The sequence below is a fragment of the Reyranella sp. genome (assembly GCF_036558665.1).
Classification (GTDB): domain Bacteria; phylum Pseudomonadota; class Alphaproteobacteria; order Reyranellales; family Reyranellaceae; genus Reyranella.
The window spans coordinates 1-14,565 of sequence record NZ_DATBFE010000137.1 but is presented as its reverse complement, the minus strand read 5'-3'; the positions used below and the strand labels follow the sequence as shown (position 1 = coordinate 14,565).

At 65.5% G+C, this 14,565-nt stretch carries 17 protein-coding genes; 6 read left to right on the top strand and 11 right to left on the bottom strand.

What is annotated here, in order from left to right:
• The first annotated feature begins 103 nt into the window (after positions 1–103).
• Entirely contained in the window at positions 104–547 is a 444-nt protein-coding gene (locus VH499_RS19965; protein WP_332054505.1) for a VOC family protein, read from the top strand.
• Positions 548–602: 55 nt separating this feature from the next.
• Here the strand turns inward: VH499_RS19965 and VH499_RS19960 are convergent, their stop codons facing one another.
• A complete protein-coding gene (locus tag VH499_RS19960) occupies positions 603–848 on the bottom strand; it encodes a hypothetical protein (protein ID WP_332054504.1) in 246 nt (81 codons plus the stop codon).
• A gap of 132 nt (positions 849–980) precedes the next feature.
• On the opposite strand from VH499_RS19960, the gene VH499_RS19955 reads away from it, so the two are divergent.
• Positions 981–2,750 carry a thiamine pyrophosphate-requiring protein gene (locus tag VH499_RS19955; protein ID WP_332054503.1) on the top strand — a complete coding sequence of 590 codons (1,770 nt, stop codon included), beginning with the start codon at positions 981–983 and terminating at the stop codon, positions 2,748–2,750.
• A gap of 93 nt (positions 2,751–2,843) precedes the next feature.
• Here the strand turns inward: VH499_RS19955 and VH499_RS19950 are convergent, their stop codons facing one another.
• Entirely contained in the window at positions 2,844–3,491 is a 648-nt protein-coding gene (locus VH499_RS19950) for a hypothetical protein (protein WP_332054502.1), read from the bottom strand.
• 252 nt (positions 3,492–3,743) lie between these two features.
• Here VH499_RS19950 and VH499_RS19945 point away from each other — a divergent pair, with 252 nt between their 5' ends.
• Positions 3,744–4,850, top strand: coding sequence for a hypothetical protein (locus tag VH499_RS19945; RefSeq protein ID WP_332054501.1), 1,107 nt, complete (start codon positions 3,744–3,746; stop codon positions 4,848–4,850).
• A gap of 5 nt (positions 4,851–4,855) precedes the next feature.
• On the opposite strand, the gene VH499_RS19940 is transcribed toward VH499_RS19945, so the two are convergent.
• On the bottom strand, positions 4,856–5,140 hold the full coding sequence (locus VH499_RS19940; protein ID WP_332054500.1) for a hypothetical protein: 285 nt from the start codon (positions 5,138–5,140) through the stop codon (positions 4,856–4,858).
• A gap of 133 nt (positions 5,141–5,273) precedes the next feature.
• Between VH499_RS19940 and VH499_RS19935 the strand changes: the two genes are divergently transcribed.
• Positions 5,274–5,846, top strand: coding sequence for a DUF488 domain-containing protein (locus VH499_RS19935; RefSeq protein WP_332054499.1), 573 nt, complete (start codon positions 5,274–5,276; stop codon positions 5,844–5,846).
• A 9-nt stretch (positions 5,847–5,855) separates the two neighbouring features.
• Here VH499_RS19935 and VH499_RS19930 read toward each other — a convergent pair whose 3' ends face one another.
• From VH499_RS19930 to VH499_RS19915, 4 genes are all read right to left on the bottom strand, one after another.
• Positions 5,856–5,987: an SET domain-containing protein gene (locus VH499_RS19930; protein ID WP_332054498.1), complete on the bottom strand. Its 132-nt coding sequence runs from the start codon at positions 5,985–5,987 to the stop codon at positions 5,856–5,858.
• A gap of 26 nt (positions 5,988–6,013) precedes the next feature.
• Positions 6,014–7,306: a glycosyltransferase gene (locus VH499_RS19925; RefSeq protein ID WP_332054497.1), complete on the bottom strand. Its 1,293-nt coding sequence runs from the start codon at positions 7,304–7,306 to the stop codon at positions 6,014–6,016.
• A 142-nt stretch (positions 7,307–7,448) separates the two neighbouring features.
• Positions 7,449–8,393, bottom strand: coding sequence for an LLM class F420-dependent oxidoreductase (locus tag VH499_RS19920; RefSeq protein ID WP_332054496.1), 945 nt, complete (start codon positions 8,391–8,393; stop codon positions 7,449–7,451).
• 178 nt (positions 8,394–8,571) lie between these two features.
• The gene (locus tag VH499_RS19915) at positions 8,572–9,108 is read right to left on the bottom strand and encodes a DUF6455 family protein (RefSeq protein ID WP_332054495.1); all 537 of its coding nucleotides are present in this window, start codon (positions 9,106–9,108) and stop codon (positions 8,572–8,574) included.
• 135 nt (positions 9,109–9,243) lie between these two features.
• Here VH499_RS19915 and VH499_RS19910 point away from each other — a divergent pair, with 135 nt between their 5' ends.
• Positions 9,244–10,008, top strand: a complete 765-nt coding sequence (locus tag VH499_RS19910; RefSeq protein WP_332054494.1) for a hypothetical protein — start codon at positions 9,244–9,246, stop codon at positions 10,006–10,008.
• 25 nt (positions 10,009–10,033) lie between these two features.
• Positions 10,034–11,158: a hypothetical protein gene (locus VH499_RS19905; RefSeq protein WP_332054493.1), complete on the top strand. Its 1,125-nt coding sequence runs from the start codon at positions 10,034–10,036 to the stop codon at positions 11,156–11,158.
• Between the two features lie 89 nt (positions 11,159–11,247).
• Here VH499_RS19905 and VH499_RS19900 read toward each other — a convergent pair whose 3' ends face one another.
• From VH499_RS19900 to VH499_RS19885, 4 genes are all read right to left on the bottom strand, one after another.
• A complete protein-coding gene (locus VH499_RS19900) occupies positions 11,248–12,153 on the bottom strand; it encodes an ABC transporter substrate-binding protein (RefSeq protein ID WP_332054492.1) in 906 nt (301 codons plus the stop codon).
• A 74-nt stretch (positions 12,154–12,227) separates the two neighbouring features.
• Complete coding sequence (locus tag VH499_RS19895) at positions 12,228–13,202, bottom strand: ABC transporter substrate-binding protein (protein ID WP_332054491.1); 975 nt, start codon at positions 13,200–13,202, stop codon at positions 12,228–12,230.
• A 162-nt stretch (positions 13,203–13,364) separates the two neighbouring features.
• Complete coding sequence (locus tag VH499_RS19890; RefSeq protein ID WP_332054490.1) at positions 13,365–13,673, bottom strand: hypothetical protein; 309 nt, start codon at positions 13,671–13,673, stop codon at positions 13,365–13,367.
• A gap of 10 nt (positions 13,674–13,683) precedes the next feature.
• Positions 13,684–14,565 (bottom strand): hypothetical protein (locus VH499_RS19885; RefSeq protein ID WP_332054489.1); only part of this gene is annotated, 882 nt, incomplete at its 5' end.

Sequence of the window (14,565 nt, the reverse complement as noted above, 5' to 3'; positions counted from 1 at the left end):
TCGAGAAACATCAAGGCGCAAATCGTCAGGCTCTTCGTCGTGCGGCGGATCATCCGCCGGGCTGGCTGGCGGCGGCGCGTACAACAACGGAGGAACGCAAGCGATGGCGATCAAGATCCTGGAGATCCATCACACCGGCTTCCGCATCGATGCGGAAGCGCAAAAGATGAAGGCCTTGGAGAGTTTCTATACCGGCGTGCTCGGCCTCGAGCGCGATGCCGGCCGGCCCACCATTCCCGGCATTCCGGGCATGTGGATCAATGTCGGCGACGTGGGCCAGATCCACCTGTTCGGTGGAGCGCAGCCCTCGCCGGTGGCCAAGGGGCCGGGCCAGGACCCGACCCTGCCGCATGTCGCGCTGGCCGTTGCCGACATCATCGAGACGCGGGCCGAGCTCGACCGCATGGGCGTTCCCTACTGGCAGATCGAAGGGCTGACCAGTCCGGAGTCGTTGCAGGTTTTCCTGAACGATCCATGCGGCAACATGCTCGAGCTGCACCAGATCGACAAATGCAATTGCCGGGCAAGCAATCGGGCCAAGGCCTGAGATCAGGGCTGTTACGACGGGCTGTCCTGATGGTGCGCCGGCGCGTTGCGTTCGCTTATCGCTGGCGGGCGCGCTGCGGGTCCGTCCCGCCGGCGGTGTCCGGCAAGGTGCTGACCGATGGATTGTGGGTCCGAATGGTGTCACCCAAGTCCGGCGTGTCGGTCGAGGACCTGCCGGCCTTCTCGGCCGCGGTCGCCCGCACGCCCTGCGCCTGACGGTCACCCGTCCCGTTCGTTTGCGCACACAGCAATGACGGCAGCACCAGCGCCAGCGCGCCGGCCCCAAGCAATGTCTTCGACATGAAGCCCTCCGATCGGTGCAGAAGCAACACGGCGGCGGCGCCATGGTTGCCCGTCGAGCGGGTGAAAGGGAACGTGCGCCTCACCCGGGCCGTTTTCCGGACGAGTCCTTCCCAGCATTCCGGGAGCGCACCATGGCCAAGACCGTCGGCGACTTTCTTTTCACCCGCCTGAAGGAATGGGGCATCAAGCGCGTCTTCGGCTATCCGGGCGATGGCATCAACGGCATCGTCTCGGCGCTCGGCCGCGCCGACGGCGGGATCGAATTCGTGCAGGTGCGGCACGAGGAAGAAGCCGCCTTCATGGCCTGTGGTCATGCCAGGTTCACGGGCGAGGTCGGCGTCTGCCTCGCCACTTCCGGTCCCGGCGCGATCCATCTCCTGAACGGCCTCTACGACGCCCGGCTCGATCATCAGCCCGTGGTGGCGCTTGTCGGCCAGCAGGCCCGCTCCGCACTCGGCGGCCACTTCCAGCAGGAGGTGGATCTGCTTTCGCTCTTCAAGGACGTTGCCACCGACTTCGTGCAGGTTTGCACCGCGCCGGCGCAGGTGCGGCACCTCGTCGACCGCGCGATCCGCATCGCCCGCGCCCGACGCACGGTCACCGCTGTCATCTTTCCCAACGACGTGCAGGAAGCCGCCGCCGTCGAGGTGCCGGAGCATGCCCACGGAACGATCCATACCGGCGTCGATTTCAGCCAGCCGTTGGTGATCCCCAGCGAGCACGACCTCGAGCGGGCCGCCGACATCCTGAACCGGGGTGAGAAGATCGCGATCCTGATCGGCTCAGGGGCGGCGGACGCGGCGACCGAGGTGATGGAGGTGGCCGAGCGCCTGCAGGCCGGAGTGGCCAAGGCGCTGCTGGGCAAGGCGATACTGCCCGACGATCTGCCGTACGTCACCGGGCAGATCGGGCTTCTCGGAACCAAGGCCTCGTACACGCTGATGCAGGAATGCGACACGCTGCTGATGATCGGCTCGACCTTCCCCTATAGCGAGTTCCTGCCCCGGGAAGGCCAGGCCAAGGGAGTGCAGATCGACATCGATCCGACCATGCTCTCGCTGCGCTATCCCATGGACGTGGCGCTGGTCGGCGACGCCACGGCGACGCTGCGCGCCCTGCTGCCGCGGCTCGGCAGCCGTGCCGACGGCAAGTGGCGGAAGACGATCGAGGAGCACACGCGCCGGACGTGGCGGGAGGAGGAGGAAAAAGCCCGGCTGCCGGCCGAACCGCTCAATCCCGAGCTCATGTTCTGGGAGCTGTCGGCGCGCTTGCCGGACGAGGCCATGGTCGCGGTCGACACCGGCATGTCGACCACCTTTGTCGCCCGGGCCTTGAAGCTCAGGCGCGGCATGAGGATGGCCGTGTCGGGCACGCTCGCGACGATGGGGCCCGCGATTTCATATGCCACGGCCGCCAAGTTCGCCTTCCCCGATCGCCCCGCCTTCGCCTTCGTGGGCGACGGAGCGATGCAGATGCTGGGCCTCAATGCCCTCGTCACCGCGTCGAAATACTGGAAGCGCTGGGCCGATCCGCGCTTCATCGTCGGTGTGCTGAACAACCGCGACCTCAACATGGTGTCGTGGGAACTGCGTGCGCTGGGCGGCTCGCCGAAGACGCCGCAGACGCAGGACGTGCCCGACTTCGACTACGCGGCCTACGGACGCTTGCTTGGCTTCGTTGGCCTGACGGTGAGCCGGCCGGACGATGTCGCGTCGGTCTGGCAGGAGGCGCTGGCGGCGCGCCAACCGGTCGTGATCGACATGCAGGCCGATCCCAATGTCATCGCCCTGCCGCCGCACACGACGCTCGAGCAATCGAAGAACTTCTTCGAGGCGCTCGCCAAGGGCGATCCCGATCGGCGAGCCATCCTGCGGCAGGTCTATCACCAGATGACGCTTTGATCGCCGCAATGCGGCACGATCGTCAGATACGGCGGTCGACCGCCTGCCCGGAGCGCACCACTGGAAGAGGGCCTTCGGTCCCCCCGCAAGGCACTATTGTGGTGGCGCTGCCTGACCGTCCAGGCCGACGGTCCGATCCCTGGCCGGCGCCACGCAACGGCGCACCGCATCGACGGCGGCGCCGCCATTGCCCGCCTGCAGATCGATCACTGCTTCACCGTCGAAGGCAGCCGCTGTCCCGGGAGGCTCGGCAACGAGATCCAGGCGCAAGGTCATGGTCCGGCCCTTCGCCATCGCATCGACGAGCTCGTCCGACAGGCCGGCAAAGCCGTCCACCTGATGATCTGCGAGCACCGCATGGTCGTCGCCGAACAGAAGGCTGACCGGAAAGATCTTGCCGTCGATCGAGATCTCGGCACGCGGCTCGTCCTTCAGCTTCGATGCGGGTATGCCCCTGGGCAGGAGCGGTCCGTCACCGGTCAGATAGATCTGCAGCTGCAGCACGCTTCGCTCGCCGGCGCTCTCGCAGGCCAGCACGACGTCGGCGATGTTCATGTTGGTGCGCGACGGCTCGACCACCGCATAGGACGCCGGCTTGCCATCCGGTTCGAGCTTCCAGGCGACCGGCTCCGCCCGAATGACGTCCGCCGCCGCGACGCTCGCGAACAGGCAGACCGCCACGGCGGATGCGTGCGCAATGGCCGGGAGGACGTGCCTGCTCCCTTGCCGGACGATCTCCATGGACAGCCCCTCTCTCGCCCCGCGGCCGGCTGAATGGTGCCGCCGCGGCAACGATCGATGCGGCGCAAAATGACGCCTCTTTCAGAGATGGTTGTACTCCGCCCGCTCGCAAGAGGCATCGCCCATTTTTAGCCCGGCGGGCGGCGCGTCCGCAGGGTGGCGTGGAGCGCAACACACTATTCCGGATGGGATTCCGCTGGCAGCAAAGGCATTCTGCGCCCGTTTCGGCCCAGCGACTTCAAAGGGATTCGCGTGACATTTTCGATCGCCCTTCTCGCCGTTGCACTCGTCCTCGCTCTCCTCGGCTGGTTGCTGAGGGGTCGCCGGGCATGGGCCGTCACCTGCGTCAACCTGGCGGCCGTCGTCGGCGCCCTGGCATTGTTCGAGACCTACCTTGCCCACCAGCAGGCCGAGGGCGACGGCACGCGGATGGAAGGCACGATCGTCGCGGGCTTCACTCATCGCGACGACGTGCTGGGCTACGCGCCGAACAGGAATGCCAAGGTCACTGCACGCAAGCTTTACGGCGACCAGGTGATCTACGACGTCGCCTACACCATCGACGCGCACGGCTTGCGGGTCACCGCCCCGCCCGAGGCTTCCGCGAAGGAGTGCGTGGTCTTCTTCGGCGATTCGATCACCTTCGGCGAGGGCGTAGGCGATCGGGAGAACTTCCCGTTCCTCGTGTCGCTCGCTACCGCCGGTCGTTATGCCATCTACAACTTCGGCTTTCCCGGCTACGGTCCGCACCAGATGCTGGCTAACCTGCAGTCCGGACGTGTCGGCCGGATCGTCCAGTGTGCGCCCAGATACTTCGTCTATCTATGCATTCCCGATCATGCCGCCCGCGTCTCCGGCCAGGATTCCTGGGACGCGCATGGGCCGCGCTTCCGCCTCCTGCCGGACGGATCGGTGGTGCAGCAGGGTCACTTCGACGATCCGGACCCGGCGCACAACTGGCTGACGGCACGGCTGCGGATGGTGCTGGCAAGCTCCCTGATCTGGCAGAGGTTCTTCGGCCGGCCGTACCGGATTGACGCTCCCGACATTGCCCTGCTCGATGGGGTCATCCGTCAGTCGGCCCGCGTCGCGCATGAACGTTTTCCCGGCAGCGAATTTCGCGTCATCCTGTGGGACGGCGGCGACGACGAGAAGGTGCGCCTGATCGAGCAGGGGCTGTCTGGAAGCAACATCCGTCTCAGCCGCATGACCGACGCGGTGCCGGATTTCTACCACCCGCCCGACCGGTACCTCCTCAGCCGACACGATGGCCATCCCAATGCCGCCTGGCATCGGATCATGGCCGACTACCTTTCCCGCGAACTGCTGCGCGAACCGCCGGCCGCCGGGGAAAAGTGAGGGCCTCAAGCCTCTGGCGAGGGGGACAACGGCTCGTCGTCCTGCTCCTCGTCGCCGGCGATGATCTCGACCACGCGGGCCGCGACGCTGCTCACCCGGTGGCCGTCCCTCGCGAGGACGTCGTGATCGCCGGCGATGCAGATCGCGGCCTGCTCGAGATCCGCGACCGTCGGGTTCAACTCCAGAATGTCGATGACCTTCGGATCCTCGAGCGAGCCGAGGATGCGATGGAAGTCGGCGCGGGCGGCGGGTCGGCGGCTCGCGTCCGGGAAAGCGGGTCGGCTGGACATGGCGGTCGTGTCCCTCGAAACCTGGCTGCACATTTGGCGCCAGTCGATTCTTGTCCTATCGTTCGCTCGTTCAAGGTGAAACTTTTCCATTTGCCTTGCTGCCTGAACCCCGGCCATGGCGTTTCTGTAGCGCATGACACCCTCTCCTCCCCCGCAACAGGCCGACTGGCCGCAGGGAACCCTCTTCACCGTCGGACACTCGACCCTGCCGCTCGAGCGGTTCGTCGCACTGCTCCACACGTATGGCATCGAATGCCTGGCCGACATACGAACGGTCCCGCGCTCGCGACATAATCCGCAATTCAACGGCGACACGCTCGGCCTCTCGCTTGCGAAGGAGCACATCGACTATCGACCCCTGCCGGCGCTGGGCGGGCTGCGCCGCCCACGCAAGGATTCGCCGAACACGGGCTGGCGCAACGAGAGTTTCCGCGGCTACGCCGACTACATGCAGACACCGGCCTTCCGGGAAGGACTGGAGACCCTGGTGCATCTGGCGGCCGCCGAGCGGGTTGCCATCATGTGCGCGGAGGCGGTGCCATGGCGCTGCCATCGCTCCCTGGTCGCCGATGCGCTCGGCGTGCGCGGCGTTCCCGTGGTGGAGATCCTGTCCGAGACGAGCTGGCGCCTGCACAAGCTCACGAGTTTCGCGCAGGTAGACGGCCGGACCATCACCTATCCGCCGGAGCAGGCGAAGCTCCTGTGAGCGCGGCGGCTACGACGCCGTCTTTAGGAACTGATCATCCTCGATAACGACATCCCGGCTGAGATTGTCGAACTGCTCGTCCATGCGCCGGTAGTTGATGGTGAGCTCCTCTCCGGCAGGAATGTCCCTCGAGGCAAACAAGTCGCCTCGCCGTCGTCGGATTGGCCTCAGTCGGGTCTGAAGGCGGACAGGCAGCGCGCGACGAGCGGCCGGCAGCGGCCGAGCGGCATGGGCGCGGCCATGAAGTAGTCTTCGCTCGTTTCCGCGCCGTTGGTGCGCCTCATCGGCGGCTTCTGGATCTGACGCACCAGGCCGCGACCGATCGTGCCCCAGTCGAAACGATCCGCGGACAGGGCATAGGCGGTCTGCTGCTGCTCGTTGAGACTTGCCGTGTCGTCGATCATGTCGACCACGCCGCGCGCAAGCGCTGCATGGCTCCCGAACAGGCGAAGGCCGCAGCCGTCGGCCAGCGGCGTGCCGGGCACAGCCCCTTCCATCGCGAAGATCGGCAGCCGGTTGAAGATGTAGTCCAGCGACTTCAGCTTGAAGCCGCCCAGCATGTCGGGCACCAGCGCGATCCGCGCCTTCTCCATATAGGGTCGCACGTCGGGCACGGTGCCCACCAGCTCGACCGAGGGAAAGCGGCGACGCAGGGCGGCAATATGGGAATCCTCCGTGCGGCCCACGACCTGCAGCCCGACGCCGTTGGCCGCGAACAGCGGCGCCGCGGCCGACAGGAAGGCGTCGAGGCTGATCCTTTTGGCCGGCCAATCGAAGCTGCCGACCACGATGGCGCGCCGCGGCAGCCGGGAGTCGATGATCCGGTTGGCGAGGCGTGGCCCGCCATAGCCGGGCGGCACGAAGACGATCGGCTTGCCCGGCGCGAGTGCCGCAAGGTCACGGCAATCGTCGGGCGAGTCGGCCGCGACCAGATCCGCCGTCTCCACCAGCCGGCGCTGCAGCCACTGGGTCTTGGCGACATTGGCCATACGGACTGCGCGCATGGGACCGGTTGCGGCCTTCGCCAGCGTTCGAGCGGCGACCGTCTCGTTGTTCTGCGCGAGGTAGACGATCTTGGTGTGCGGATGGCGGCGGCGATGGCGCAGGGCATGAGGCAGCGCCCAGGCCACGTTGAAGCTGTCCAGCACGATGGCATCCCAACGCCCGGTCAAAAGATGCACCGCCAGGGCTGCGCTCATCGCCGGCACGCGCGTGCGCAACGCAAACGGCGGCAACCGCGAGGCCCCGCGCATCCATCGATTCGCGGGCCGGTCCTCGGCCAGATGCCAGTCGATATTGGGCTCGCGGCGGCCGTGCGAACGCCCGGGCCGGCGGCTGAGACCGAGCACCGTCAGTTCGGCACCGGCATTGGCTACTGCCCTGATCAATCCGCCGGAATAGATGAACTGACCGTTGTTCTGCGGATCGGGATCGCACAGCGTCAGCCACAGATAGGCCACCAGCGTCTCTCCATGCACTCGCTCTGAAATGCCATACCCCAGTCCGCACCCGAGCGGCTGTGACCAGAGCGTGCTTGCTGTGACCAACGGTGGCCTCGTGCTGTCCGTCGGACGCGGGCCGGGCGCGCTTGAACGCCCGAGTTCAATCGCCAAGCAGAGGCATCACCTCGGCAGCGAAGCGTTGCAAGGCTTCGATGCTTTGAGCCATCGAGCCGCCGCGGAAGTCGAAGATCAACTCGTGCACGCCGATGGCGGCAAACGACCGGATGTCGCCGGCGATCTCCTCGGCGGTGCCCGAGAAGCTGCGGCGGTCGCCGGCACGATCGGGAACGCCGGTGTCGTAGAGTGGCGCCTTGTAGGAGATGGTGAGCTTGGAGAAGTCCCGCCCCTCCGCCTCGGTCATCCGCTTCAGCGTCTCGAGATGCGTTCGAATCTCATTAGGCGGCAGCGGTGAGGCCGCGATGGCCCCGACCGGATGCCAGCCATTGCCATGCCGCGCGGTGCGGCGCAGGGCGGCCCGCGAGTGGCCGCCGATCCAGATTGGCGGATGCGGCTTCTGCAGCGGGAACGGCTCGGCGCGGATGTCGGCATAGCTGTAGAACCGGCCGCTGAAGCTCGCAGGCGATTGCGTCCAGAGCTGCTTGAAGATCGCGATCCATTCGTCGGTGACGGCGCCGCGCCGCTCGAAATCGGGGCTGTGCAGCGCCTCGAACTCCTCCTTCAGCCAGCCGACTCCGACCCCCAGCGTGACACGCCCGCCGGATAGCACGTCGAGCGACGCCACCATCTTCGCCGTCAGCACCGGGTTGCGGTACGGCAGCACCAGCACCGACGTGACGAGACGCAACCTCTCCGTCGCGCCCGCCACGACGCCAAGAATGGAGAGGGTTTCGAGCGCATCGCCGCCGCTCGGATGCTTGCCGTCCAGCGTATAGGGATAGGGCGACTCGCTGCCCACCGGGAAGACGACGTGGTCCGCGATCATGGCGGAGTGAAACCCCAGCCGCTCGCCTTCGCGCGCCAGGGCAAGCACCGCGTCGCGCGTGGCGAGCGGACCACGGGTGGGAAGATAGAAACCAAAGCGCACGACGGCGGGACTCCGGGTTTGCGATCGGCAGGCATTGTCATCCGCCGGCCCGCCCTCCTGAAGGAGAAAGCGCCGATGCCAAAGCAATGTTTCTTGACGAGGATGCGCCGCCAAACGCCGCCAATACCGTGTCCGGGCGGAAGACTACGCGGGCCGCGGCTCGCCAGTTCGCGTCAGGTTAGAGGAGGCGCGCGCTATCGAGCAACGCGCGGGTCTCGCGTCGGCTGGCCTCGGCACGCAGTCGTCTGAGCTCGTCGGCGCTCGGGTGAAAGGCGTCGTCGTTCGGGCCGCCAGTCGGCGCGGCGCGGTACGAGCAGCCGGCCGGCGCCGCAGCGGCCATGGCATGGTCGAGCTGCTCGGCATTTGGACAGAAGGCATGGAAGTCCGCTTCCTCGATGCCGGCCAGCCATTTGCGACACTTGCGTTTGTCCGGGCAGGTGGTGCAGGTCCACGTCATGTCGCGCAGGCTCTCGACGGGCAGTTGGGCCGCGTCGATCCCGAGCCGGGCGAGCATCTTGTCCAGCAGATCTCTGGAGCCGGCACATCCTGTGATCAGAGGCTCGATTTGCGAGCGCACGAGGCCGGCATCCGCCAGAACCGCATCGAGGGACCCGAGGGCCTCGAGCTGTTCGAGTTCCCGCCGCAGCTGCATGCGCTTGCGCGTCCGGTCGGCGAAGTGACCGATCGTTCGCCGGAGATCCTGGAGCGTCGTCATGATCGTTACCTCCCTTATGTGAGGCGCGGCGCAAGGCCATATGGCTGTAAGGATGATCAGGGTAGTGGCCATTCGCTTTGACCCAGATCAAATCGCGTCATTTGCCTCATCGCAGGAGCGCCCGAGGAAAGATTCATGATCTGGAAACAACACACCGCGTGTGCCACGCTGGCGTCGAAGGGGGACGATGCCATGCCGCGACATTTCGGGATCCTGGTCCCCTCGACCAACACCACTTGCGAGATCGAGTTCTGCCGCCTGGCCCGCGAGCTGCAGGTGCACACCGGGCGGCTCGGCAAGGGCAGCAACACGCCGTTTTCGCCGAGCCTGGATGCCGACGTGGCCTATCAGGCGAAGCTGCTCGGCGAGGCGCGGGTCGAGGTGATCGCGCTGGCGCAAACCTCGGCGAGCCTGTTCACCGACGACTACGACGCGGTGACCGTGAAGCGAATGACCGAGGCGTCGGGCGTGCCGTCCCTGACTTCCGCCCAGGCGATCGGCCGGGCGCTGAACGCCCTCAAGGCGTCCCGCGTCGCCATGGCGACACCCTATTCGGAAGAGGTGATCGGACGGGCCCGGCGCTACTACGAGACCAAGTACGGCATCACCGTAGTCGCCTCGGAAAGCCTGGGCGCCGCCAACGCCTACGCCATCGGCAAGATGGACGCCGGCATGGCCGAGGCGGCATTCCGCCGGATCGATCGCCCGGGCATCGACGCGCTGATGGTGCCGGGCGGCAATTTCCCGACCATGGACTGGATCGCCACCTGGGAGCGCCAGTTCGGCAAGCCGGTGATCACCACCAACCAGGCGGCGTTGTGGGCGGTGCTGCAGACCATGAAGTTCGACACGCCCCTTCCCGGCAAGGGGCGGCTGCTCGAGCAGCTGCCCGCGGGCTGAGAAGATTACGGAAGGGGAAAACACCGTGGGTCAGGGTTCCGGCATTCGCGAGGTGGCCTGGATCGATATCGCCGGTGGCGGCCAGGTCGTCGTGGACGGCAATCACGCCTATGTCGGACATATGCAGCCGCCGCACGGGACCTCCATCCTGGACGTGAGTGATCCGGCGCATCCGAGAGTCGTCGCCTCGATCGACATTCCGCCGGGCCTGCATTCCCACAAAGTACGCGTGGCCAACGGCGTCATGGTGGCGAACCGCGAGCGTACGCGGGGCGAGAAGCCGCCCGGTGATTTCGTCGGCCTCCGCATCTTCGACGTCAGCCGGCCGGGTAACCCGCGCGACATCTGCCATTGGCAGTGCGCCGGGACGGGTGTGCACCGTTTCACCTTCGATGGCCGGTACGCCTACATTTCCACCGAGCAAGAGGGCTATGTCGGCACCATCGTCATGATCCTCGACCTGAAGGATCCGACCAGACCCGAAGAGGTCGGGCGCTGGTGGATGCTGGGACAGTGGACCGCCGGCGGCGAAACACCGGGCTGGAAGGCGAAGAACCACCGCTGCCACCATCCGATCCGGCGCGGCGACCGCCTGTATGTCAGCTACTGGTACGGCGGCGGGGTCATCCTCGACATCAGCGACATGACCAGGCCGAAGCTGATCGCCAGCCTCGACTGGAGTCCACCCTTCGGCTGGCCCACGCACAGCCTGGTGCCGATCGATGTGCCGATCGCCGGTCATCGCTGGATGCTGGTCGCGGACGAGCACGTGCAGCCTTTGGATCCCAAGCTCTCGCCCGAGCTGCCGGCGGCGCTCTGGATGGTGAACATCACCGACGAGACCCGCCCGGTACCGGTCAGCTGTTTCCAGCTGCCGGAACTGGTCGGGATCGAGACGCCATTGATGACGGCCTGCCACCAGCCCGTCGAAACCGTCACCGGCAACGAGGTTCCCGCCGCCTGGTTCGCCAATGGGCTGAGGGTGATCGACATCGCCAATCCCCTGTCGATGAAGCAGGCCGCCTGGTGGATGCCGGATGTGCCGGCGGGGGCCCAGCGTGTTTGCAGCAACGACGTCTACGTCGACCATCGAGGCCTGATCTACCTGATCGATCGCAACCGGGGCCTGTCGATCCTCGAGCGCGTGTAAGCGCTGCCGGATGTCGCATCAGTCGCGGACATCGCAGTTTGCGAACCCGATAGCTGCTTCGGGCCCATAAGCAGACATAGCGAAACCGACTACTCGATCACCTCGTCGGCGTGGGTGAGTAGCGGCGTAGACGCGTTCAATCCCAGCGCCGTGGCGGTCTTGAGATTGACGACAAGCTCATATTTGGTCGGCGCCTGTACAGGAAGGTCCGCTGGATTTTCACCTTTGAGGATCCGGCTTACGTAGTCAGCCGACCGACGAAATATATCGTCGAGGTCAGGGCCGTAGGACATCAGGCCGCCGCCGGCGACGTATTGGCGCCAGGGAACGATGTGCGGTAGTGGATGGCGCTCCAGCGCCGCACGAATCATCGCGTTGTTGATGAAGTTGAATGCGTCTGACATGACCACGAGCCCACCTCCCGGCCGAGAAGCGATGTTCGCGACGGCGATCTCGATGTCAGGGGGCGTGCGCACCGCTGCGCGTGTCAACTCAATCGGCCATCGCGCCTCCGCCTGAAACCTTGCCAGGTAAGTGTCGTAGAAGCCGTAGGTCTCCGGATTGTACATCAGGCCGACCCGCGAAAGGGCAGGCGCCATGGCCTTGAGCATCTCCACCGATTTGCCAACGATCGAAAAGTCGACCTGGGTGAAGCCGGTGATGTTGCCGCCGGGGCGCGCCATGCTCGCGACGAAGCCCTGAACCACCGGCTCGTTGATACCGGCAAACACGACCGGAATCGAAGTCGTCGCGCGCTTCAGGGCGGCCACTGTCGGCGTACCATTTGCGAGCACGACGGCCGGCTTGATCGCCACGACTTCGTCCACGATCTCGCGCATCCGATTGTCGCTGCCGCCGGCCCATCGAACATCAAGCCGAACGTTGCTCCCGTTCACCCAGCCAAGCCGCTGGAACTCGCGCAGAAATGATTTGAGACGATCCTGGCCCAAACGCTCCGACTCAGCCGTCGCCATGATCACGGCAACCTTGGGCAAGGATTGCTGTGCACGTCCGACGACCGGCCACGTTGCGGCGCCGCTTCCGAGGCCGACGATCAGGCAGCGCCGCCTCATTCGATCACCTCGTCGGCGCGGACGAGGATCGATGCCGGGATGGTAAGGCCGAGTGCCTTCGCGGTCCTCATGTTGACGACAGTCTCAACCACCGTAGGCAACTCGACCGGAATGTCGGCCGCGTTCGCTCCGCCTGCGATCCGTTCAACGAAGTAGGCAAGCCGTGCAAACCCATCCTTCATACTGGGACCATAGCTCACCAGACCACCCGCATCGCAATAGTTGCGCCATCCGAATACGCTCGGCAACCGATCGCGCCGTACATGATCAGCAATCGGCCTGCTGTTGGCGAGAGTGACCTGGTCGGGAAAGCAAGTGAACGAATCGCACCCCGCAGCTGCGATTCCCCCGAGAGCCGTCACGAGCTCACGGTCGTTGCGCATTTCAAAGAAGACGGTTTGCAAGCCCAACCGCGTGGCCGACTCGTTCGTGACACGGCGCTCGTCCTGTTCTCCCGGGTGGAGGGGATTGACAAGAACGGCGACCCGCCGTGCCGTTGGCTGGATTTCGCGCAGAATGTCGAGGCGTTTGCCTGCCAGTTCAAGCGCAAGAAACGACATGCCGGTCGCATTGCCTCCGGGTCTCGCAAAACCACCAACGAATCCCGCGGCGACCGGGTCGCCACTGAAGGCAAAAACGATCGGCACGATCCGTTGCGTGATCTGGATCATGCGTGTCGCAGGTCCGACGGCGATCAGTAGATCGATACCCTCTCCCAGGAGCTCGTCAGTCAGCGCAGGCAAACGCTCGTAGTCGAAATTCGCGTACCGTACGCTGAGTGTGAAGTCGCGACCTTCTGTCCAGCCAATGTGCGCGAGACCCTGACGGAAGAAGCCGAGCTGAACGTCATTGAAGCCGCCGCCGGTCAGGTAGCCGAGGCGGATCAGCCGATTGCGAGGCTGAGCATACGAGGTCAACGGTCGCAGCGTTGTTGCCCCTCCGAAAAGGCAAACGAGATCTCGTCGCCGCATGACTTCAAATCCGGTTTCGAGTGGAGCTTAAGGCCAGCGAGAAAAATACTATCAGACTTCCCGCGATGACAGCGCGACCTCGATATGCCTGGCCAGGCATCGTCCGCCAGCTCTGAGAACGCCATTGCTCCGGGGCTGCCCGCAATGAAAGAGCGGCGTTGCTTACGCCACTGATCCTTTGCCTTGCAGCGACTCGACGAGCTTGTTCACGGCAACTGTCGCGCCTTTGCCGGCTTCGTTTCCGAAGATCAGGCGGGCAAGCTGGCCGCCGAGGTAGGGGTGAAGGCCCATGTCGTAGAGCGCCAGGAAATTCCTTGTCTCGATCGCACGCCGTTCGTCCTCGCGCAGCGGATATCGATCGAGCACGGCAGCTTCGTTGGCGGCGAATTTCGCGCGCAACTCGACCGACCATTTCAGGTCCTGGATCAGGTCGTGAACGGCAAGTGCCGGGTCAAATTTCTCCAGTCCCAAGGGGCTCTCCCTATGCCGCGCGGCGCTTCGGCAGGTTGGCCTTCATGTCCCACAGCACGGCGCCGACGCCGCACTTGAAGTCGCGGTGGACGGTGTAGCCGAAATTCTTGCCGGGCCTCGAGCCGATCGCGCCGAGCACGACCACCCACGACAGCAATTCCGAGGTGCCGCCGGAGCCTGCGGCCTCCATCCTTTCCAGTGTCAGCTCCTTCAACAGCTTCTGATGGTCGCCGGAAGCGGCGAGATCGAGAAACCAGCGGTCGAACGCCTCGTCGATAAAGTAGTAGCGCGCGCCCCCGGGCTCGTGGCTGAGGCCGCCGGAGCCGAGCAGTGCCACGCGCATATCGGAAGGCAGGTCGTTGCGGATGAAGTCGCCGAGCGCCTCGCCGACGGCGTAGCAGCGATGCTGGTCGGGGATCGGCGGGACGGTGCAGTTCTGCAAGACCGGCACCATCGGAATTCCCATTCCGGCAAGATTGGTGAGCAGCACCGGCACCGAGATGTTGTCGTCGAACTTGAGGTTCTCGTTCTGTGCGAACATCCGGATGCCGCGCCGGGTCATGCCGCTGAACAGCGCCGCGGCAATCTCGGGCGAGCCCTTCACCGTATAGTCCTCGCAGCCGATCCACGGCTTGAACCACTCGAATGGACCGTGATGCTCGGCGGCCATGCCGATCAGGAAGTCCGGATAGGCACGGATGCGGCTGTTGGCGATATGATCGTTGGCGAACACGATCAGGACATCCGCCCGGGCCGAGCCGATCGCGTCGGCGAGATTGCGATAGGTGACCGTGACGATGTCCTTGACGTCGGCGGGCGCGGCTTCGAGCAAACCGATCAGGCCAGGCGCATGCGGCGCGCCGGCCGCAAAGACGATCTCTGCCATTTCCGT